Origin of the sequence: Anoxybacillus sp. PDR2 (assembly GCF_009834045.1) — a bacterium.
Taxonomy (GTDB): Bacteria; Bacillota; Bacilli; order Bacillales; family Anoxybacillaceae; genus Anoxybacteroides; species Anoxybacteroides rupiense.
Map to the genome: position 1 here is coordinate 3,494,763 of NZ_CP047158.1, position 20,092 is coordinate 3,514,854.

Sequence of the window (20,092 nt, forward strand, 5' to 3'; positions counted from 1 at the left end):
CTGGCAAGCACCGTTGCGCTATTTTTATTCACGTCGACTTCCTTCAAAATGATTAGTTATACATAATTTCAATTTAATTACATTAATGTTACATTTTTTTAGATTTCGGAACATTTTGCGTTCGTTTATACTTATCACGTAATCATTACAACAACATAGGGGGTTACTTACACATGAGAAAAAAATTCATTCCTTTCGCTTTGGCTACATCGCTCGCCATCGCGGCATGTCCTGTTTCTGCTTTTGCCATGGATTCCCGCGATCCAGAGCTGCAAAGCTATTTGAATGAAATCGGCATGACAGTCGAAGAATTGGAGGAATACTTAGCAGACTCTTACGATTATACGCTTGATGATTTTGACAGCGTCGACGAACTCCGCGCTGAGCTCGGTGATGCGCTGACAGAAGAGAACTTGGCGCAATTGCTGAACGAATACGGAATGACCGAAGACGAACTTAAACAAATGCTGATTGACAATGGTGAACTCGAACCAAATCAACCAATCACCGATGTGTTTAAATTTTACAACGAGCTGGCTGATTATGTCGAATTTTTCCATGACTATTCGACTCCAATTACAGATGAAACATTAAACCAATTTTTGCAAGAACGCCATATGACAAAAGAGCAATTGCTGGCACTGTTAAAAAACCATGGAGAATCTTTAGAAGATTACAGCTCCATTGGGGATTTAGCAGATGCCGTAGACTATTATCAAAGCCTCACTCCGCTTACTGAAGAAGCGTTAAATGAATTTTTAAAAGAGCTTGGTTTAACGAAGCAGCAGCTGGAGAAGCTTTTAGCCGCTCACGGTGATTCATTAAGCCATTATACGACTGTCGAAGAGCTGGCAATGGCTGTCGTGGATTATCTAATGCCTGACTTGGATGAGCTTGGTCTGACAAATGACGAATTGGAAAAATTGTACAATCATTTTGGATCGTTAAATCTTGAAGATCCACAATTCGCAAGCAAAATGGAGGCAATCGGAGAACGCTTAGCCGCCATTGGCGCGTACGATTTTACAAGCGCAACCGAATTGTCTCCTGCTCAATTAGCGGAAATTGCCGATGTTCTTCATGACATGCTTGACCTGTTTGAGCTGGATGTTCAATTTTACCTAACAAAAGCTGGCGAGAAAAAACCATTAAGCTTATCATCATTGCTGACTCTTGAATCGACCAATGGCTATGACCTTCTCATCGAAATTTACAACAAGCAAGGAGAAATGCTTGCTGATTTTGTGTTGACAGCCGATATGTTCAATTCCGATCTATTTGAAGAAGTCGGAAATGATGTGAAACAAGGCGGAAAAGTGGTACAAATCCAAAAACAACTTAAACCAAAACCAGTCAAGAGAACGGAAACAGGAGCCAAGCTGCCAAAAACGGCTGCTCCTTATGCGGCAAACATGCTAGCTGGCGTTGCTCTTGTGGCCATTGGAGCCTTTTTATTCCGAACTCGAAAAGGAGCAGACAGCAAATAAAATGCGAAAACGAACCATCACCCGCTTTTTCGGTATCATCCTGATGGCGGCTGGTCTTTTGTTGATCTTATTCTATGGATACAAATGGGAAAAAGGCATTCATGCCTCTAAACCGATCCCAACCAAAACAGCAGACGCAAAACCAGCTGTATCGGCCAAAGCCGCACATGTCGTCTACCGTCATCCTCCAAAAACTGGAGAGCAAATGGGGGAGCTTCTCATTCCCAAGCTAAACGCCGCATTGCCGATCTATCACGGCACGAACGAAGACGAGCTTGAGAAGGGCGTCGGCCATTACGCTGGAAGCGTCCTTCCCGGTGAGCCAGACAACTGTGTGCTCGCTGGCCATCGCGACACCGTCTTTCGCAGGCTTGGTGACGTGGGAAAAGGAGATCTCCTCATTGTCAAAACCGAAGCTGGTGAGTTTACTTATAAAGTCCGCAAAGTGCGGATTGTCGACGCCAATGACCGGACCGTCATTGTGCCAAAACCAAAAGCTACGTTGACCGTTTCCACGTGCTATCCGTTTCACTATATTGGAGCGGCTCCAAAACGGTATGTACTTGTTGCCAATCTTGTGAAAACAGAAAAAACATGAGGGTTCCGCCAACAAACAAAGCACGATCCGCATGGAAAAACAACGGCTTTATTCTTCGTTAGCCTATGTAAAACCGGAGCGGCCATTCCGCATGTGGAAACAGCTGCTCCGGTTTTTTCTTGCTTGCGCTAAATGAAGGGTCGCACGAAACAACGCGGTCTGCTATGCGATCCACTCCTATTTCAAGCGCATGGCAACTCCCTATTCCTTTTCCATGTCGCCTCTTCGTCCGTCCTGCCGCTGCGTCTTCCTCCATAATGATGACTTCGCATAAGCGATGACGCTGACCGGCAAAAGCAATAGCCCTGAAAAAACAAACACGATGGAGGCACCGAACGTATCGGAAAGCCATCCCATAATCAAAGAGGAAATTCCAAATATAGCGGTGGATATTGTTCCAATTGAAGTATAGACAGCAGCCAATTGTTCCTTTGGAACACTCGTTTGAATCAGTGTTTGTTGTGGAATTTGCTTCAATTGGCTAAAGCAGCCAATGACAGCCGATAAAATAAGCGCCAGCACTGGAATTCGCGTCATCCCTATCCCAATCGTCGCCATGCCAGACACAAGCGAACTCCATGCCATCAACGCTGCCCGTCGCCGGTCCACCCATAAAGGAAATTTTACGCATAATAAGCTGCCGAGCATCAGGCCAATCAAGGAAGCGCTGTTTAGATACCCCCACCATATTTCCTGCACGTTTAACATCTCTTGTACGTACACCATTAATATGGCAGCGATCCAAACAGAGCTAGAAACCGTTTCTAAACCTTCCATGACCGCAATCGTTCTTAATGCTGGTATCGCAGCAATCGTTTGCCAGCCTTGCGTCAGCTGCTGCCACCGTGATCCTCGCTCCCTTTCGTGCTGTTTGACCTTTTTTAATAAGCAAAACAGCAGGCTTGCTAATGTAAACAACGCAGCGGCAAGCCAAATCAGCCCGCTTGGTTGAAATACAGCTAATAGCAGGCTGCCAAAAAACCAAGCGCCAATTTGAATGAGCAGTGTCACCGTTTCCGTCAGCCCATTCGCCTGAATTAGCCGCTCTTCTTCCACATAATGGGGAATTAGCGCCTTCCCAAGCGGATTCGCGCATCCATCAAGAAGAGCAATCACACTGATCATGGCGAAGATTACATAAACATGATCCGCGTCTGCATATTTTGCAACAACAGCACCGAGTCCCAACAAAACCGCGGTTTTGCCGATTTGCGAACCGGCCAATAGGTTCGTTAAAGAACTGACGCCGATAAACAGCGGCAAGAGAGCGCTGGAGATAAACATCGCCAGCGTAATGGTCAGCGGAATGAAAGACGCCGCCACAGCTGATCCCGTCATGCGGTAAATCGTCGTCATCACACCGATAATATAAAGCACATCACCAATATTGGCCAATGATTGGCCCAGCATCAGCACTAGAAAATGCCGTTCTATTTTCAAATAAGATCCCCCATTTTTCTTAGTAATGATAGAAAACGTGGGAGAATATTTAAATTGGACGACTTGCCATATACCCTTGCTCCTTTATCATCATGCCAACCCACAACAGCTTGGGGGATCAAAAGCTGTCGCACTGGCAGTCATCTTGATCGTTGCAAATGAAAAAAATCCATTCTCATCTTTAAGTTGTATTTTATATTAGGTTCACATTTTATTTCTACGCAAAATTTGCTGCGTATTTCCCAATTTTAAAAATGAGCAACATGTTCCTTCTTTAATTTAACGCAAAAAAATATTGACAAAGCAAAAACCACTTGCTACCATATTTCCAGGTAATCATATAGGAATTTACAATTTTATTGCTTCCTTGAACGAAAGGAACGTTAAATTTTAAAGAAGGGAGATGACCAATGGGACCAAGATCTACATATAAGAAGCATGTGCTTGCTAGAGGGGTTTCTTTCATCAGCGTCGCCTTCATACTTATGATTTGGACAGTCAGCACCCATTTCAAATGGGTCGATCCTGTATTTCTTCCATCCCCTCAATCTGTATGGCAAACGTTTTTAGAATTACTAAGAGACGGATATAAAGGCATTTCGTTAAGCTCTCATATACTCGATAGCTTATACCGGCTTTTTATCGCTTTAATCCTAGCCTTGTTCACAGCTGTACCGTTAGGGATTTTCTGCGGGATTTCCAAATACGTCCTTGCATTTTTTGATCCCATCATCGAATTTTACAGACCGCTCCCGCCGTTGGCTTATTATGCTTTGCTTGTTTTATGGCTAGGAATTGATGATCGATCAAAAGTAGCCCTGCTATTCTTAAGCGCCTTTGCTCCTCTGTTTCTTGCAGCGGTGGCCAGTGTGCAGAGGGTGCCGCAAGATCGAATCAACGCAGCACGATCTTTAGGAGCTACCAAACCGAAAGTCCTTTTATATATCATCTTGCCATCCTGCTTGCCAGACATCATAACCGGTTTGCGCACCGCCATTGGGGTTACATATGCTACGCTGGTCGCGGCTGAAATGGTGGCCGCTACTTCAGGCATCGGGTGGATGGTATTAGATGCTAGCAAATATTTGCGGAGCGACATCGTCTTTGTCGGAATCATTCTAATGGGAGGAATCGCTATTCTTATGGATAGCCTCATCCGATTGTACCAGCACTTGCAATTCTCTTGGGTGGGGAAACAAGACTCTTAAGCGATCATCATCGCTGATAAACTTTGATTTCACACAAAAAGACAGAATAGTGAAACGAATAATGATCAATCATAAGCAACGGATGGAGGGAAAAAATGAAGCTTCAATGGAAGTCAAGTGCGTTATTGCTAATTTTTCTGCTCATGCTAACAAGCGCCATCATCGGCTGCTCCAAGCAAGACACCGCGACAACAGCTGCCCAAAACACGGCATCAAGCCATGAGCCTAAGGAAATCAAGCTAGGATACCAAGTGTCGCCAAACGGGGAGCTTTTAGCCAAAGCATTAGGGCTGCTTGAAAAAAAATATCCCCACATTCAAATTCGGTGGATCAAATTTGATTCCGGCCGGGATGTAAATAATGCCATGGCAAGCGGGAGCATTGATTTCGGTCTTGTCGGCACCCCTCCGGGATCTATCGGCATCGCTAACAAGCTGCCTTATAAAGTGTATTATCTTCACGATATGATCGGTGAAAGTGAAGCGCTCGTGGTCAAAGAATCTTCTGGCATCCAATCATTGCATGACTTAAAAGGAAAGAAAATTGCGACTACATTTAGTTCCACCTCTCACTTTAGCTTGCTCGGAGCCTTAAAAGAAGCAAGCATTGATCCGAAAAAAGAGCGAATCACCTTGCTTGATATGCAGCCGCCTGATATTTACGCTGCTTGGCAACGTGGGGATATCGACGGCGCTTATATTTGGCAGCCGACACAGACAAAGCTTATCAATGAAGGCGGACGCGTAATAATCACCTCCAATGACCTAGCACAAAAAGGCGTGGTAACCGGAGAATTTGGAATTGTCAATAAAGAGTTCGCCCAAAAATACCCTGACATTGTAAAAGGTTATATTTCTGTTCTAGATGAAGCGGTACATTATTATCACAGCCAGCCGGAGCAGGCTGCTCAAGTACTTTCGAAGGAACTGGGATTGTCCCCTGATGAAAGCTTAAAAACCATGAAGCAAATTATTTGGCTGGACGCTTCACAGCAAAAAGACTTTTTTGGTGAACCAAATCAACCAGGAAAATTAGCCAAAATATTAAAAGACACGGGAGATTTTATGGCTAAACAGAAAAACATACCATCTTCTCCTAGTCTTGACGTTTATCAAAAAGCATTATTAAGCGAGCTTTACCAATAAAGAATGGAGAGGGATGTTATGCAGACTAGTGCGCCAACGACCGCACATTCGTCAATGGCCCATAACCGCAATCCGACATTGATCGAGTTAAAAAATATTCGTTTAGCTTATTCGCAAGAACATCACGATACGCCCATATTGGATGATATCAATCTTCAACTGGATGTCGACGATTTTGTGTGCCTGCTGGGCCCATCAGGCTGTGGCAAATCTTCATTATTAAATATATTGGCAGGATTTCAGAAACCAACCGCCGGCGAAGTAATGATTGACAACCAACCCCACACCGGTCCAAGCGCCAAAGTAGGGGTTGTCTTTCAACACCACAACTTGTTTCCATGGATGACCATCGCCAAAAATATTGAGTTTGGTTTAAAGATGAAAGGAGTGGAAAAATCCGAACGAAAAAAACTCGTTTCCGATTATTTGAATCTGGTAGGATTAGAGTCTTCCGCTCATCTGCTGCCTCATCAGCTCTCTGGAGGCATGAAGCAGCGGGCAGCGATCGCTAGAACACTAGCTACCGATCCGCAGGCCATTTTAATGGATGAACCGTTTAGCGCACTGGATGCTTTAACACGGGAAAATATGCAAGCTCATCTACTTGAGCTTTGGCAAAAAACCAAAAAATGCATCTTTTTCATTACTCATGATGTAGAGGAAGCCCTTTTGCTGGGCAGAAGAATTTTAGTCATGCACGCCAATCCCGGAAGAATGGTAGTCGATTTGCAAAACCCGCTATCGTCATACCGCCAGCCTATTCAAGAACTCAAGCATTTGAAGGAATTTCATGATCTGCGATCTTATTTAATTTCTGCAATTAGAAATAAAGAAGTGAACAGTCCAAGGTTGGGCTGGTCGAGATAAAGTAAAAGCTTTCGACCATTCTCTTAATCTCGTATAGCTTTTGGACGGTCGGACACTCACACGACAAACCGCCCTAAGTACTATGAATAAGCTCATTCTCATTGTGCATTCACATGAAAAAGTCGAGTTCACAGATTGGCCTCCGACCGCCCTTTTTCCAAGATGATTCGTTCCATCTGATTCATGTTTCCGGCAGGCTTTATGATTGCTTTATGTTCAGAGTCATAGATCAATATTTGAAAGGAGCATATTGAATGTCTAATGTAAATACTCGTTATCCCCGTCCATTGAAATTTGAAAATCGTGATGATCATGTAGGTCCGCGTATTTTACGCCGTCTCCCTGAAGGTGTAGAAGAACAGCCCTATACACTGTTTGAAGTCAAACCGTTAAGTCCGATCATAGGCGCGGAAATCAGCGGTATCGATTTAAGAACCCCTGTTACACCGGAGCTGCAGGCAGAACTTAACCGCGCCCTCTTGGAATGGAAGGTTCTCTTCTTTCGCAATCAAAACATCACAAGCGAACAACAGCAAGCCTTTGCCCGGCTATGGGGCGAATTGGAAGTTCACCCGTTCTATCCTGTCGAAAAAGGTCAATCGAAGGAAGTGGTTCGCTTTGCGAGAAATCATAAGCAAGGAGGATATGAAAACATTTGGCACGCAGATGTGACTTTCCGAATCAATCCGGCTAAAGCGGCCGTATTAAGGCTTATTGAAGCTCCGCCGATTGGCGGTGACACGCTGTGGGCCGATATGGCCGCCGCATACGACAATCTGCCTGATGAAATAAAGGAACGTATTGATGGCCTTACGGCGATTCATGATTTCACTCCTGCATTTAGCCATTTGCTGACGCCAGAGGAATTAGCGATAAAACATCAAGAATTTCCGCCTGTTGAACATCCGGTCGTCCGCACTCATCCGGAAACAGGCCGGAAAACATTGTTTGTCAATCCTTCCTTTACAACGCAGATCGTCGGGCTGGAACCAGAAGAAAGCGAGCAGCTGCTTCAATATTTATTCCGCCAAGCTCACGTTCCCGAGTATCAAGTACGCTTCCACTGGGAAAAAGACTCGATCGCCTTCTGGGATAATCGCGCCACTCAGCATTACGCTGTTTCCGATTATTACCCGCATCCTCGCAAAGCGGAGCGCGTAGCCATCGTTGGCGATCGGCCATTTTAAAATAAATAAAACGAATGGAATCCATTTTGGTTCCATTCGTTTTATTTATGAAAGTTACCGTTATTCAGCGGTTTCTTATCGACCTTTTTTATTGTATAATATTTCCACGAATGATCCCTATACATACTTTGTCTGATGGAAAACGCTTGTATGATTTTATTTCGTCATTACTTTAAAGAAAGAAGGAGAGTTTATGAGCTGGTTTTTTCTATTATTAGGAATCGTCTCGGAAGTAATGGGTACTACTTCAATGAAAATGTCGCAAGGATTTGCCAAACTGATCCCTTCTATTTTCATGTTTGTTTTTTACGGAACCAGCCTGACTTTCGTAACGCTGGCGCTCAAAAAGATTGATGTCAGCATCGCTTATGCCATTTGGTCTGGACTTGGCACAGCCATTATCGCTGCAATCGGAATCCTATTCTTCAAAGAGTCTTTTTCTTTATTCAAGCTCTTAGCCATCCTTCTCATTATCATCGGAGTCGTGATGCTCAATATGAGCGGGGAAGCGCATGGAACTGAAGCCGCTTCATCATACGTGCCTATAGAAAAAAATGGTGAACAATAACACGAGCTGTTTCCCATTTTTTTCGCTGCTAAAAGAGAACGCCATGTCTCAATGATGCCCATGCCGTTTTCATTCCCCATCGAATTAGGTTCGGCGTTTTTCTATTCACTTTCGTCCCTACCCAAACAAGCTCCTTGGAGGAGGCCCTCTCCAAGGAGCGGCTTCTATTCTCAAATGATCTCAAGAACGTGAGAGAATTTTCACGAGATTGCAGAAATCCCCTTTGATCCAATAGTTATTGGACGATGATCTTTCCGGTATGTTTGGCGCGCTCCAGCAGCGCAAACAGCCTTGAATAGCCATCTTGGATCATTTTCTCATTTTTTATATGATTGTAAAGTCCTACACCAAAATAGGTGTCTTTATAGAAGCCGATAAAGTAATCGCCCGATTTCATTTGATGAGCCTTTTCATAGCTTAATTCACGATCGACAAACGCCAAATACACTTTCTCTGATTCAATAAATACAAACGGAACAGGAGATTGCAAATAAATGTCAGCATACGGCGGCTTGGCCGCTTCTTTTAACATTCTTCAGTCGAGAAGTCTCCCACTTCTAAATCTTGCGAAGCTTGATGAAAGTGGGAGATGAATCGACTTCGGACAAGGACAGGCTTTGCCTGTTCAATTGTCTGACCCTGTGGTAAAATAAACCTATGTCGTTCTTTCATAACTGGATATAGGAGGTTGCATGGAGAAAATAAAATGCGAAAACCAAGCTGATCCTTCCATGCGTAAAATATCCAAGGTACAAAAGAACTCCGAATTGTCGGACATCTAGGGTTGGAACGACCCGAAGTCACGCTCAGGGAGACGAAAGGCGGCTTTCGTCGTGGAACTGAGAAGCTCCCACTTCAAGCTTTAGCTAAGTGGTGAGTAGTTCACATAGCGTTTATGAATCAATACAGCATCAACATTTTGAAAATTTTTCTTTAACACATCCTCCATCGACAAGGGAATAAAGGAAATGCTTTTTTCGCGAACGTTCGGTGGCTCTCCAACGATGCCGATGGTTAATGCTTCTCCAGAATAAATCGGTGAGTCAAAATGAGGTGGTTGACTGCAGGCCGATAATAAAAGCAGGCTTGTGATAAAAATGAACCATTTTTTCATCTCGTTCCCCTAATAGATCTGCGATATGCAAGACAGCTAAGCCGGAACAAACCCTCTCAACCATCATCGGAATTCCATATCAATCATCTAAACGTAGTATAATTTGGTAAATATGGACTGTCAATCCTTCAGGATTATTCATCGTTCAAGAAAGCAGGCATATGGAATAAACTCCTTTTTCTGCCGCAAAGTTCAGATGTTTCGGTTCGATTAGCGGTTAGCGCAAATAAAAAGAAGAGCTCGCCGCTATAAAGGGGACTGCTCTCCTTGTTCAAGCTCAAGCACAAAAAAGGGACTGCAACTCCTGATTCCGGCATCTAGAGAAGTGAGGCACCAGCTATCTCATCGCATACAGCCGCTTGTAGCGTTCGCTTGTCTTTAATAATTGCTCGTGCGTGCCGTGCAGCTGAAGCTTCCCACGATCCAAAAACAACACAGCATCCACCATATGAACAAAGGCGAGATGGTGCGTGATCCATAAAACCGATTTGTCTTTTAACACCTCAAATATGGTCAGCATCAGTTCTTTCTCCGTCATCGGATCCAATCCGATGGTCGGCTCGTCTAAAACGACGATGGGCGCGTCTTGCAAAAGAATTCTCGCAAGAGCGATCCGCTGCCTTTGCCCTCCTGAAAAACGGACCCCCGTTTCCAGCAGCGGCGTGTCATATCCCAGTGGGAGAGATTGAATATAATCATGCAATTTCACCTGCTTAGCTGCCCAAACAATCTCTTCGTCCGTTGCGTCTTCCCTTCCTAATCGAATATTATTTCGGATGGTCGTATCAAATAGATGCGGCTTTTGATTTAACACCGCCACCCATTTGGCGATATCAACGCCCAAGCTGGTTGTAGGAACGCCATTCAACACCACCTGGCCAGCCGTTGGCGACACCGCTCCTTCAATAAGCTTCAGGATGGTCGATTTCCCCGCTCCACTCGGTCCAAGCAGCGCCAGCTTTTCCCCTGGTCTAATCGTAAAGGAAATATCGTCTAACGTCTGCTCCGTATGGTCATAATGAAACGAAACATGGCGCAATTCGAGCGTGACCCCGCCACCCGCAGCGATCCGTGGGATATCCTGATGAAGCGAAAGTTTTGGTTCCTTTTGATCTTTGGCAAGACGGGACAGGCGCCCAAACGAGTCCTGATAAGCCGGAATCTCGCTCAGCGCATCGGATATTGGCACAAACGCCTCAGTAAGCGGAAAAATCACAAGGACAAAAGCGGCGATCATCACCGGTGCCAATTCGCCCTGCGCCGTTTGTTCCGCCGTCCAACGCAGCATGGACACCACCATCAAAGCGATCACCCCTTGAGCCGCCGTGTTGCGCCATCTCACAAAACGCATGCGCTGCCGCTCATCTTGAGAGAGGGCTTCTTCCTCGCGTTCATATTCTTGAATAAAATCATGTTGGCGGCCGCTAAACTGCCAGTCGCTGATTCCCATCACCGCATCGGTCAGTCGTTCATATAGCCGATGGCGCCCCGCTTTCATCGCTTGCACCTTTGCCTTCGTCACAAGAAGCGAGACAAGCGGAAAAAGAAGCAACAAAACACCAGCGTAAAAGGCCATCAAGAGAGCAAAAGGCCATGAAAACCAGCCAAGCGCCGCGATGGATAGCCCATACATCAAAAGAGTCGCAAGCATAGGAAAAATCGTTTTTAAATAAAGATCTTGCAGCCGTTCAATATCTTCCGCCAAAATCCCCAGCACTTCCCCGGTTTTCTTTTTCGCAAACGAAGATAGCACGTTCGGCTCCACGAGCTGGTACACGCGCAGCCGCATCTTTGTCACAATACGGAGCACGACATCATGGCCGACTAATCGCTCTATATAACGCGAAACCGCTCTTGTAATCCCAAAAGTCCGAACCGCTACAATCGGCACATAAATCATTAATAAATTTTCAGGGCGCGTCGCTGCTTTGGAAATTAAAAATCCCGATGTAAACATTAATAAAGCGGCTGAAAAAATCGTAAGCACCCCGAAAAAAATGACAAATCCCAGCATCCGTTTATTCTCTTTCAAATAAGGGAGCAACCAATCCTTCGTTTTCACGCCTGATCCCCCCAATGCGCCTTGGCCATTTGATAATAATGCCCTTTTCGTTCCATTAATTGCTGATGCGTTCCTTCTTCAACAATTTCCCCGTCCTTCAAAAAATAAATATGATCCATATGGGGCATCCAATGGAGGCGGTGGGTAGCCAAAAACACCAGCTTGCCGCAAAACAGCTCCAGCATTTTTTCCTTGATATCCAATTCCGTCTCCACATCCAAATGGGCGGTCGGTTCATCAAGCAGTAAAATGGGGCGCTTTCCTAAAAAAGCTCTGGCTAAAGCCACTCGCTGCGCTTCCCCTCCGCTTAACGCCCGGCCTCCCTCGCCAATCTTTTCATGGAGACCGTTCGGAATCCTTTGCACAAGCTCGCCCAATCCAGCCTTCTCCACCGCCGTCCGCACTTCTTCTGCCGTCGCATGGGGCTGATAAAAGGTCACATTGTTCCATAGCGTATCGTGAAAAATATACGGGTGCTGCGGAATATAAAGAAGCTGGCTTTGCCAGTCCTTTTTTTGCAAATGCGTCATTTTCTGTCCGCCGATCTGAATCGTCCCCTCCTGCGCCTGGACAAATCCCCCCATTACATCAATCAATGTCGACTTTCCCGCACCGCTTTCACCAACGATGCCAATCTTTTGAAATCCTTTTACAGAGAGCGTCACACCTTTTAATGACGGTGGACCGCCCTCTTCATGACGAACCGTAATCCCGTTCAATTGAAGCTCCTGTTGATGATTCCAGCGCTCCAGCTTGCAGGTCCCTTCTTCTCTAAACCGAGGCAAGTCCACGATTTCCTTCAGCTTTCTTCCCGCTTCCTGTCCGTTTAACGTCGCGTGATAATCTGCTCCAATTTCCCGAACGGGCAGAAAGTATTCCGGCGCTAAAATAAGAATGGTTAAAGCAGGCCAGAGGGTCATCTCCCCGTCAACTAAGCGAAGTCCTAAAAACACGGCCACCGTCGCCACCGAGAGCATCGTAAAAAAATCGAGCGCAAACGATGACAGAAAAGCGATTTTTAACGTTCCCATCGTCGCCTTTCGGTACCGTTCGCTGACGCTTTGAATATTTTGGGTATGCGCTTGGCTGCGTCCTAAATATTTTAATGTTTCCAATCCCCGCAGCGAATCAACAAAGTGGTTGGCGAGCACCCGGTATACCTTCCACTGCTTATCGGCCTTTTTCTTGGCGGCTAAACCAAGCAAAATCATAAAAATGACCAATAATGGCAGCGTCACCATTAAGATGACGGCCGATGTCCGGTCCAGAAGCAGGACATAAAGCCAGACCATCGCAGGAATGATCGCCATATTCACCATTTTCGGCAGAAAAAGAGAGAGATACTGTTTAAATTGCGAAACTCCTTCTTGCAGCAAGGTGACGGCGTTCCCTGTTCCAAGCCGTCTGGCTACCTTTGGCCCTAAATGAAACAGCGCATCAAGCACCTCTTTTCGGAGATGGGCGCCAAGCTTTACAGAGTACTCGTACACCATTTTTTGCTTCACATGCTGCAAGAAATGCCGCATAAGAAAAGCGCCAATAAATAAGAATAGCGTTTCATATACCTCATGGAACGCCTTTTGCTGAAACAAATGAGTGACCATCTCCGCGAGCCATTTGGCCTGCAGAATGATGGACACTCCTTGAACCACCGTGAAACCAAAAAGCAGCGCGAGGATTCGTTTCATTCCCTCAAAGGCAAGCAGTTCTTTTTTCATTAATAGACCATGTCCTTCCCATCTACACGCTTACGAAACACATAATAGCTCCATATTTGATAGCCAAGAACAAACGGCAGCAGCGTGACCGCGACAATCGTCATCACCTTTAACGAATAAGCGCCGGAAGCAGCATTATAAATGGTTAAATCATAGGCGCTTGAAATCGAGCTGATCATGACGCGCGGGAACAATCCGGCAAAGATCGCTCCGACGGTTAAAGCAATCCCAAGACCGCTCATCGCAAAGGTCCAGCCATCGCGGCCTTTTTTGGAAAATAGGATGACCAATCCATATGAGACAACAACAAGGGCTACGAGCGGCACGGTCACCTCGCCGCGGTACGTGAATAAATCTGTCTCTGTATAAGAGAGGCCAACAAAAGCCACAAGCGCCGCAAGAACGGCATAGACCATTTTTTGGGCAAGCTTGCGGGCGCGCATTTGTAAGTCTCCCACTGTTTTGAGAGTCAGAAAGAGCAGTCCGTGCAAGAAGCATAAAAGCGTGACCGCGACGCCGCCCGTTACCGTATAAATATTCACATAATCGGAAAACTCCGCGTGTAGGGTCATCGATTGATCGATCGGCATTCCTCTTAATATGCTGGAAAATAAGACGCCAAAGAGGAACGGTGGGAGAATGCTTCCAAAGAAAATAATCCAATCCCACGTTTGTTTCCAGCTTGGATGATCGACCTTTCCTCTGAATTCAAAGGCGACTCCGCGGCCAATCAACGCAAGCAGGACAAAGACAAACGGAATATAATAGCCGCTAAACATCGTCGCATACCAATGAGGGAACGCGGCAAAAATCGCTCCTCCCCCTGTTAAAAGCCACACTTCATTGGCATCCCAGAATGGCCCGATCGTATTGATCATGATGCGTCGTTCGACATCATTTTTTCCAAGAAACCGTCCAGCCATTCCCACACCAAAGTCGAAGCCTTCCAGAAAAAAGAATCCGATAAATAAGACAGCAACTAAAATAAACCATAATTCATTTAACGTCATCCTTGAACGGCCTCCTTTTCAAAAGGATCCACGGAAAGATCGCTTTCCTTCTGTTCATCATGATGCCCGGCTCCTTTTTTAATTTCTCGCACAAACAGATAAATGAGCACGATGGCCAAAATAAGATAAATCGTGGTAAAGGCAATGAACGAGAACAATAATGAGCCGACAGACACATTTGGCGAAATCGATTGAGCTGTCGTCATCAATCCAAAAACGGTCCATGGCTGACGGCCAATTTCTGTCATAATCCAGCCCGCCGTATTCGCGATAAATGGAAAGGCAATCAAGGCCACCATGATCTTTAAAAAGGCTGATTTTTTCATTAGCGTCTCCCGGAAATTCCACCATAAGCCGAACGCGGCCATCACAATCATCAACAGCCCTGCGCCCGCCATGATGCGGAAGCTCCAAAACGTCGTTTTCACCGGCGGAATATAGTTGCCCGGTCCGTATTTTGCTTCATATTCCTTTTGCAAGGTGAGCATTCCCGGCACCTTGCCTTCAAACTTCTCATAAGCAAGATAGCTTAACGCATACGGAATCGATAGCTCCAAGCTATTTTTTTGGTTTTCCACATCAATAAGGGCAAAAATCGTCCAAGCAGCCGGATCGCCGCTGTCCTGCCACAGCCCTTCGCTTGCGGCCATTTTCATTGGCTGGGATTCCATTAAATGCTGCGCTTGGGCATGTCCACTAAACGCCACGCCGAGTCCGGAAATCAAAGCAACGACCATCGCCATTTGAAACGACTTCTGGAAAAACTCTACTTCTTGCCGCTTCAATAATTTATACGCGCTCACGCCGCCAATGAAGAAAGCGCCTGTCGTCAATGATCCAAAAATCACGTGCGGATATTCCACTAATAATTGTGGATTTCGTAATAAAGCAAAGAAATCGTTCATTTCAGCTCGTCCATTCCGAATGACGATGCCAACAGGTTCCTGCATAAACGAGTTTGCGGCCAAAATCCAAAGAGCCGAAAGCATCGTTCCAATGGAAACAAGCCAAATGCACAATAAATGGATTTTCTTGGATAGACGCCCCCAACCAAAAATCCATAAACCGATAAACGTCGACTCCATAAAGAAAGCGAGCAGCCCTTCAATGGCCAAAGGAGCGCCGAACACATCCCCAACAAAGCGCGAATACTCTGACCAGTTCATTCCAAACTGAAACTCTTGAATAATTCCCGTTACCACCCCAACCGCGAAATTAATCAAAAACAAATGCCCCCAAAACTTCGCCATTTTCTTATAAATCTCTTGATTTTTCACCACATAAAATGTTTCCATCAGTGCAACCATAAAAGCTAAACCGATGGATAGCGGAACAAACAAAAAGTGAAAAATCGTGGTTGCGCCAAATTGAAGCCGAGCTAAAAACAGTTCAGACATCGTAGCTTTCCCTCCTCGATGCATGTTACCCCTAATCATACGGTGAAAATATTGTTCAACCTTTCACATACTATTGTAATGAAAAACGATGTGCCTTTTGTTAAAGGACGTTGACTGATTTGTGACAAATATGTAGAGAATTTGTGACATAGTGAACAAATATTTCGTTGCCCATCTTTTTTCCACTCTCGACAAGTGACAGGGCATTCACCCTCTGTTTTTTGATGTTAACTATTAAAATGCAAAATATACTTTAATATTTTACTCAATCAACATAAAGTAGAATTAAAGCGGTATATCACCATATTCGCCATTGCGATTCCTATCAAGAGGTGAAAGGCATGTAAAAATGAATGAATTAAAAAATATTGACAATGAAAATGCAGGGAAACACGAAACACATCATGTAGGCATCTCAGGAAGCGTTCATCACCCTGTTCATTTTTTAAATGTCCAAGAGGAAATGAATCATTTATTTTCTTGGTATGAACAAAATAAGACCGCGCTTCATCCCGTCCCATTAGCTGCAGAGCTTCACTTTCGGCTTGTCTATATCCATCCTTTTGCGGATGGGAACGGACGAACCGCACGTTTGATGATGAACTTTATACTCATGCACCATGGATACCCTCCTGCGATTATTAAGGCAAGCCCTGAACATCGCTTAAAGTATTATGAAGCGTTAAAAAAGCAAGTGTAGAAGGGAAATTGGAGCCTTTTACCGAACTGGTGACCAAATGTGCAGAGGAAAGTTTGACACATTACCTCCAGGCTTTAGGAATAGAAGAATAAATAAAAACGAGAGGAAAGGGACAGGGCCTGCATTCGTCGATTATTTGCAGGAAAAGGCGCAGGCGATTTCAGCCTAACGAAAAACACCATCACACTTCAGACATATCAAAAAACAAAGCCGCTTCGTTGTAAACAACGAGGGCAGCGGATCTACCAGTTGTTAAAAATATTTTAAGATGATGAGTCAGCCCTATGATTCATTTTGATCAGGTAGAAAAATTCCGATTTGACTGATGTTGCATTGAGTTCAAGTTCTTTCTACGCAACAGTCCCCTCCTATCCCCCCCTCCAGCCATATTTTAAGCAGCTGGAGGGGTTCTAAATGATTTTCGATAAGTGACTGGCACCCCGTTCCCACATAGCAGGCTTTCCTTATTACGAACTAGTATGAATGGTGGAAGCATTAGCTTGGTCAGCTTTTACACAATCAATAGCAATGACAATGGCGACGATGATCTTTTCCATCTCTTCATCCAATATTTGAACTTCGTAACGATCCCCCCAAGTGAACCACTTCTTACTAACATAGCCGACAACCTTCCCCTGCCGCAAAACTTGAAAGTCCATTTCCCACCAATTACCACGAACTTCAATATTGGCTGCATCAATCGTATAGCGCGGTTTCAAAATAGAAAAATCTTTTCTGATCATTAAGACTTCTTGCCCATTCACCTCTACCAAAAACTTCGGTAAAAAACTGAACGTTTTTTTCGTAATAAGAGCCACTTCTTCTCCACTTGCATTCCGGATTGAAAACGTTTTAGGAATCTTCATAAAACTGCCTTCCACGTAATAAACATCTTTTTCCGTATGATCTTTGACTGTAAATTTTTCACCCATACTAAATAGCTTCTGCTTGATAAAAAGTCGTTTCATTATCCATCCCCCCAAATAGACCATTCGCTATTGCCTTCATCAAGAACATGGTCCAAACGCTGTCTTCGGCTCATTTCATACTCATTGTAAGTTCAAAAACAAAGAGAAACATACTTTTATTTTACAACATTTCCATATTTCACAGAATCATCTTTAATCATATAAAATTTTTATTATAAAATAGAAGCAGTTTGATTTCTACCAGCACTGTAGCCAATGATTCCCGGCTAAAAAGGTTCACAAACATACAAAATGACACCTTCGTTCTTGGTTAGGAGGTAACTGTGAAAAAATTAATTATTTGTTTTTTCATACCATTATTATTCATTTCTTGTTATAATGAGGAAACAGGAAGAAAACGGTCTGATTTTGTTTTATTTGAGGGGTATGTAGCGCTAAAGAAAGAGCATAACGGTAAAAGGCTATTGGTTATTCAAGATATGACAAAAGAAGATATACGCCGTATGTCTGAGGACGAAATATTGACATATGCAGCTCATCACGATAGTTTTTTATTTTATGTTCATGAGAAAGATTATCAGAAGATAAATGTTGGTCAAAAAATTAGAGTTTGGTATGCCCCGCCTGTAAAAGAGTCGAAAATTTTGCAGGTTGGGGCAGAAAAGATTCAGGTGATAGACAAGTGAACTATTGTAAAGGAATCAAGGGATGATAGCCGCTTGTTGCAACGGAGGGAGAGCCATTTTGAAAAAGAAATGGAGGGCTGTACTTTTATCAGTCATACTTATACTTCTGCTTTGCGGTTTTGGGCATAGTTTGCTAAAGGATCATTACGAACATCCCACGCTCTACCTTATCAGCGGGGCTGTCCACTTTTTGGCCAGCCCCTTAAACAGCAAATCAATATACAATTTGTAAAAAATCCTCCAATGATATGTTGCCAAAATAATGTTTAACATCTATCCCATTGAGCGCTTTTTCAATTTCAGCTTTTTCATATTTTATTCCTGTTAATCGTTCTTCAATCTCTTTGACATCCCCAACACCAAAGAAGTCTCCATAAATTTTGCAGTTTTCAATCATTCCTTTATTCACTTCAAGACGAACATCAATGGAGCCAATCGGGAATCTTTGTGAATGCTGCAAATTAAATTTCGGCGATTTCCCATAGTTCCAATCCCAATTTTTGTATCTTCTCTCCGAAAGGCGATGAATTTCTTCCCAATCTTTTTCTGTCAACTGATATTCGGGAATTGGCTCTTTCCCCTCAAAAATATATTGCAGCAATAATGTTTTAAACTCATCCATCGTTATTTTTTGATCAAGAAATTCAGAAATGTTGGCCACACGGCTTCGAATGGATTTAATTCCTTTCGATTCGATTTTCTCTTTTTTCACTTTGAGTGCAGATACCACATGGTCAATCTCTGAATGAAGCATTAATGTTCCGTGGCTAAACATTCGTCCTCTCGTCGAAAATTGCGCATTTCCGGAAATTTTCCTTCCATCTACGACAATATCGTTACGGCCACTGAGTTCAGCATTGACCCCAAGCTTTTTTAAAGCGCGGATCACCGGTTCCGTAAATTTTCTGAAGTTATGAAAACTTTCTCCATCATCTTTGGTAATAAAACTAAAGTTCAAATTTCCGAAATCATGATAAACCGCTCCGCCACCTGAAAGTCTTCTAACCACTTTAATGTTGTTTTTCTCCACATACTCCGTATTAATTTCTTCAATCGTATTTTGATTTTTGCCAATAATGATCGACGGCTCGTTTATGTAGAATAATAAATACGTTTCATTAATATCTAAATGTTTTAAAGCGTATTCTTCAATAGCCAAGTTAACGGTTGGATCTGTGATTCCTTTATTATCTATAAATAACATGGGACATCCTCCCTCTAGAAATATGGTGATATCAAGGTTCCCTAGCTTTTCAGGGGACAAAAAATTTCTTCGACAACACTCCCCTCCTCTGCTCCGTTTAGAGGTGGAAGGCTTCTCGGCGGATGATGTGAAACATGGGGCAGAATAGGCCCTGCTCACACGATGGTGATCCTTATGCTAAAGGGATATGACGGGCTTACGGGGATGACCATTCTTGGACAAACCCCGGTTTCTGGCCATATCGTACAACACGATACCACTACTTGATCGTCATGTTTAAGTTCTGCCTATTATATATTTTTAGTAAATAAATAGAAATCATTGAGAACGTTCCACCTAAGATAATAATAATGGATAAAGCAAGATAAATAAAACGTATATTGATCATATCTCCCAAATATCCAACTAACAAATAGGAAGTAAAACTTATATACGAAATCGCCATTGATATGGTGCTTTTTACTTTACCTTTTCGACAAGTGACAGGCACCCGTTCCACTCCCCTACTGTTGTTCTAACAGTTGCTTCACACCATCATTTACATCCTTCAATTGAACCTGTAACTCTTTTAACTCTCTCTGGTTTTCTGTTAATTGCTCGTTTTGAAAATATAACATGATGACCGTAATTACGTTTATAAGCAAAATTAAAATGAACATAATCATGTATTTCTTCGCTCCCTTCACCTTCTCTTCCCCTCTCACGTATTTGATTCAAGGACAGTGCCGATGCCTAAAAACTATTGATTTTAATAATCAAAAAATCCACATAT

The 20,092-nt window shown here is 43.8% G+C and carries 19 protein-coding genes; 9 read left to right on the plus strand and 10 right to left on the minus strand.

Annotated elements, in window-relative coordinates; translation table 11 throughout:
* Positions 1–173: 173 nt before the first annotated feature.
* Positions 174–1,487: a processed acidic surface protein gene (locus GRQ40_RS16845; RefSeq protein WP_159720438.1), complete on the plus strand. Its 1,314-nt coding sequence runs from the start codon at positions 174–176 to the stop codon at positions 1,485–1,487.
* 1 nt (position 1,488) lies between these two features.
* The gene (locus GRQ40_RS16850) at positions 1,489–2,085 is read left to right on the plus strand and encodes a class D sortase (protein ID WP_159720439.1); all 597 of its coding nucleotides are present in this window, start codon (positions 1,489–1,491) and stop codon (positions 2,083–2,085) included.
* A 201-nt stretch (positions 2,086–2,286) separates the two neighbouring features.
* Here the strand turns inward: GRQ40_RS16850 and GRQ40_RS16855 are convergent, their stop codons facing one another.
* Positions 2,287–3,525: an MFS transporter gene (locus GRQ40_RS16855; protein WP_159720440.1), complete on the minus strand. Its 1,239-nt coding sequence runs from the start codon at positions 3,523–3,525 to the stop codon at positions 2,287–2,289.
* A 410-nt stretch (positions 3,526–3,935) separates the two neighbouring features.
* Here GRQ40_RS16855 and GRQ40_RS16860 point away from each other — a divergent pair, with 410 nt between their 5' ends.
* The 5 genes from GRQ40_RS16860 to GRQ40_RS16880 all read left to right on the plus strand — a co-directional run bounded on the left by GRQ40_RS16860 (position 3,936) and on the right by GRQ40_RS16880 (position 8,500).
* On the plus strand, positions 3,936–4,733 hold the full coding sequence (locus GRQ40_RS16860) for an ABC transporter permease (protein WP_159720441.1): 798 nt from the start codon (positions 3,936–3,938) through the stop codon (positions 4,731–4,733).
* A 95-nt stretch (positions 4,734–4,828) separates the two neighbouring features.
* Positions 4,829–5,878: a taurine ABC transporter substrate-binding protein gene (locus tag GRQ40_RS16865; RefSeq protein ID WP_159720443.1), complete on the plus strand. Its 1,050-nt coding sequence runs from the start codon at positions 4,829–4,831 to the stop codon at positions 5,876–5,878.
* An 18-nt stretch (positions 5,879–5,896) separates the two neighbouring features.
* Positions 5,897–6,745 carry an ABC transporter ATP-binding protein gene (locus tag GRQ40_RS16870; protein WP_159720445.1) on the plus strand — a complete coding sequence of 283 codons (849 nt, stop codon included), beginning with the start codon at positions 5,897–5,899 and terminating at the stop codon, positions 6,743–6,745.
* Between the two features lie 254 nt (positions 6,746–6,999).
* Entirely contained in the window at positions 7,000–7,932 is a 933-nt protein-coding gene (locus GRQ40_RS16875) for a TauD/TfdA dioxygenase family protein (RefSeq protein WP_159720447.1), read from the plus strand.
* 193 nt (positions 7,933–8,125) lie between these two features.
* A complete protein-coding gene (locus GRQ40_RS16880) occupies positions 8,126–8,500 on the plus strand; it encodes a DMT family transporter (protein ID WP_159720449.1) in 375 nt (124 codons plus the stop codon).
* Between the two features lie 235 nt (positions 8,501–8,735).
* On the opposite strand, the gene GRQ40_RS16885 is transcribed toward GRQ40_RS16880, so the two are convergent.
* The 6 genes from GRQ40_RS16885 to GRQ40_RS16910 all read right to left on the minus strand — a co-directional run bounded on the left by GRQ40_RS16885 (position 8,736) and on the right by GRQ40_RS16910 (position 15,801).
* On the minus strand, positions 8,736–9,032 hold the full coding sequence (locus GRQ40_RS16885; protein WP_159720451.1) for a hypothetical protein: 297 nt from the start codon (positions 9,030–9,032) through the stop codon (positions 8,736–8,738).
* A 330-nt stretch (positions 9,033–9,362) separates the two neighbouring features.
* A complete protein-coding gene (locus tag GRQ40_RS16890; protein WP_159720452.1) occupies positions 9,363–9,614 on the minus strand; it encodes a lipoprotein in 252 nt (83 codons plus the stop codon).
* A gap of 337 nt (positions 9,615–9,951) precedes the next feature.
* Positions 9,952–11,676: a thiol reductant ABC exporter subunit CydC gene (cydC, locus tag GRQ40_RS16895; protein ID WP_159720454.1), complete on the minus strand. Its 1,725-nt coding sequence runs from the start codon at positions 11,674–11,676 to the stop codon at positions 9,952–9,954.
* The gene (gene cydD, locus GRQ40_RS16900) at positions 11,673–13,394 is read right to left on the minus strand and encodes a thiol reductant ABC exporter subunit CydD (RefSeq protein ID WP_159720456.1); all 1,722 of its coding nucleotides are present in this window, start codon (positions 13,392–13,394) and stop codon (positions 11,673–11,675) included. Before cydD ends, cydC begins: the two co-directional genes overlap by 4 nt.
* On the minus strand, positions 13,394–14,404 hold the full coding sequence (cydB, locus tag GRQ40_RS16905; RefSeq protein ID WP_159720458.1) for a cytochrome d ubiquinol oxidase subunit II: 1,011 nt from the start codon (positions 14,402–14,404) through the stop codon (positions 13,394–13,396). The genes cydD and cydB overlap by 1 nt, the downstream gene beginning before the upstream one ends.
* Positions 14,401–15,801, minus strand: coding sequence for a cytochrome ubiquinol oxidase subunit I (locus GRQ40_RS16910; RefSeq protein WP_159720460.1), 1,401 nt, complete (start codon positions 15,799–15,801; stop codon positions 14,401–14,403). Before GRQ40_RS16910 ends, cydB begins: the two co-directional genes overlap by 4 nt.
* A 349-nt stretch (positions 15,802–16,150) precedes the next feature.
* On the opposite strand from GRQ40_RS16910, the gene GRQ40_RS16915 reads away from it, so the two are divergent.
* Positions 16,151–16,501 (plus strand): Fic family protein, encoded by a 351-nt coding sequence (locus GRQ40_RS16915; RefSeq protein WP_236546360.1) that lies wholly within the window; start codon positions 16,151–16,153, stop codon positions 16,499–16,501.
* Between the two features lie 467 nt (positions 16,502–16,968).
* On the opposite strand, the gene GRQ40_RS16920 is transcribed toward GRQ40_RS16915, so the two are convergent.
* Positions 16,969–17,469, minus strand: a complete 501-nt coding sequence (locus tag GRQ40_RS16920) for an LURP-one-related/scramblase family protein (protein WP_159720461.1) — start codon at positions 17,467–17,469, stop codon at positions 16,969–16,971.
* Between the two features lie 284 nt (positions 17,470–17,753).
* On the opposite strand from GRQ40_RS16920, the gene GRQ40_RS16925 reads away from it, so the two are divergent.
* Positions 17,754–18,116: a DUF3221 domain-containing protein gene (locus GRQ40_RS16925; protein ID WP_159720462.1), complete on the plus strand. Its 363-nt coding sequence runs from the start codon at positions 17,754–17,756 to the stop codon at positions 18,114–18,116.
* A gap of 214 nt (positions 18,117–18,330) precedes the next feature.
* Here GRQ40_RS16925 and GRQ40_RS16930 read toward each other — a convergent pair whose 3' ends face one another.
* Both GRQ40_RS16930 and GRQ40_RS16935 read right to left on the minus strand, forming a co-directional pair.
* On the minus strand, positions 18,331–19,320 hold the full coding sequence (locus GRQ40_RS16930) for a lipoate--protein ligase (RefSeq protein WP_044744359.1): 990 nt from the start codon (positions 19,318–19,320) through the stop codon (positions 18,331–18,333).
* 503 nt (positions 19,321–19,823) lie between these two features.
* Positions 19,824–20,006: a hypothetical protein gene (locus GRQ40_RS16935; protein ID WP_159720463.1), complete on the minus strand. Its 183-nt coding sequence runs from the start codon at positions 20,004–20,006 to the stop codon at positions 19,824–19,826.
* Positions 20,007–20,092 lie beyond the last annotated feature (86 nt).

Bases quoted from the DNA above. Each gene is read 5' to 3' on its own strand.
- GRQ40_RS16845 (WP_159720438.1), top strand. From the start codon at position 174: ATGAGAAAAAAATTCATTCCTTTCGCTTTGGCTACATCGCTCGCCATC.
- GRQ40_RS16850 (WP_159720439.1), top strand. From the start codon at position 1,489: ATGCGAAAACGAACCATCACCCGCTTTTTCGGTATCATCCTGATGGCG.
- GRQ40_RS16860 (WP_159720441.1), top strand. From the start codon at position 3,936: ATGGGACCAAGATCTACATATAAGAAGCATGTGCTTGCTAGAGGGGTT.
- GRQ40_RS16865 (WP_159720443.1), top strand. From the start codon at position 4,829: ATGAAGCTTCAATGGAAGTCAAGTGCGTTATTGCTAATTTTTCTGCTC.
- GRQ40_RS16870 (WP_159720445.1), top strand. From the start codon at position 5,897: ATGCAGACTAGTGCGCCAACGACCGCACATTCGTCAATGGCCCATAAC.
- GRQ40_RS16875 (WP_159720447.1), top strand. From the start codon at position 7,000: ATGTCTAATGTAAATACTCGTTATCCCCGTCCATTGAAATTTGAAAAT.
- GRQ40_RS16880 (WP_159720449.1), top strand. From the start codon at position 8,126: ATGAGCTGGTTTTTTCTATTATTAGGAATCGTCTCGGAAGTAATGGGT.
- GRQ40_RS16885 (WP_159720451.1), bottom strand. From the start codon at position 9,032: ATGTTAAAAGAAGCGGCCAAGCCGCCGTATGCTGACATTTATTTGCAA.
- GRQ40_RS16890 (WP_159720452.1), bottom strand. From the start codon at position 9,614: ATGAAAAAATGGTTCATTTTTATCACAAGCCTGCTTTTATTATCGGCC.
- cydD (WP_159720456.1), bottom strand. From the start codon at position 13,394: ATGAAAAAAGAACTGCTTGCCTTTGAGGGAATGAAACGAATCCTCGCG.
- cydB (WP_159720458.1), bottom strand. From the start codon at position 14,404: ATGACGTTAAATGAATTATGGTTTATTTTAGTTGCTGTCTTATTTATC.
- GRQ40_RS16910 (WP_159720460.1), bottom strand. From the start codon at position 15,801: ATGTCTGAACTGTTTTTAGCTCGGCTTCAATTTGGCGCAACCACGATT.
- GRQ40_RS16915 (WP_236546360.1), top strand. From the start codon at position 16,151: ATGAATGAATTAAAAAATATTGACAATGAAAATGCAGGGAAACACGAA.
- GRQ40_RS16920 (WP_159720461.1), bottom strand. From the start codon at position 17,469: ATGAAACGACTTTTTATCAAGCAGAAGCTATTTAGTATGGGTGAAAAA.
- GRQ40_RS16930 (WP_044744359.1), bottom strand. From the start codon at position 19,320: ATGTTATTTATAGATAATAAAGGAATCACAGATCCAACCGTTAACTTG.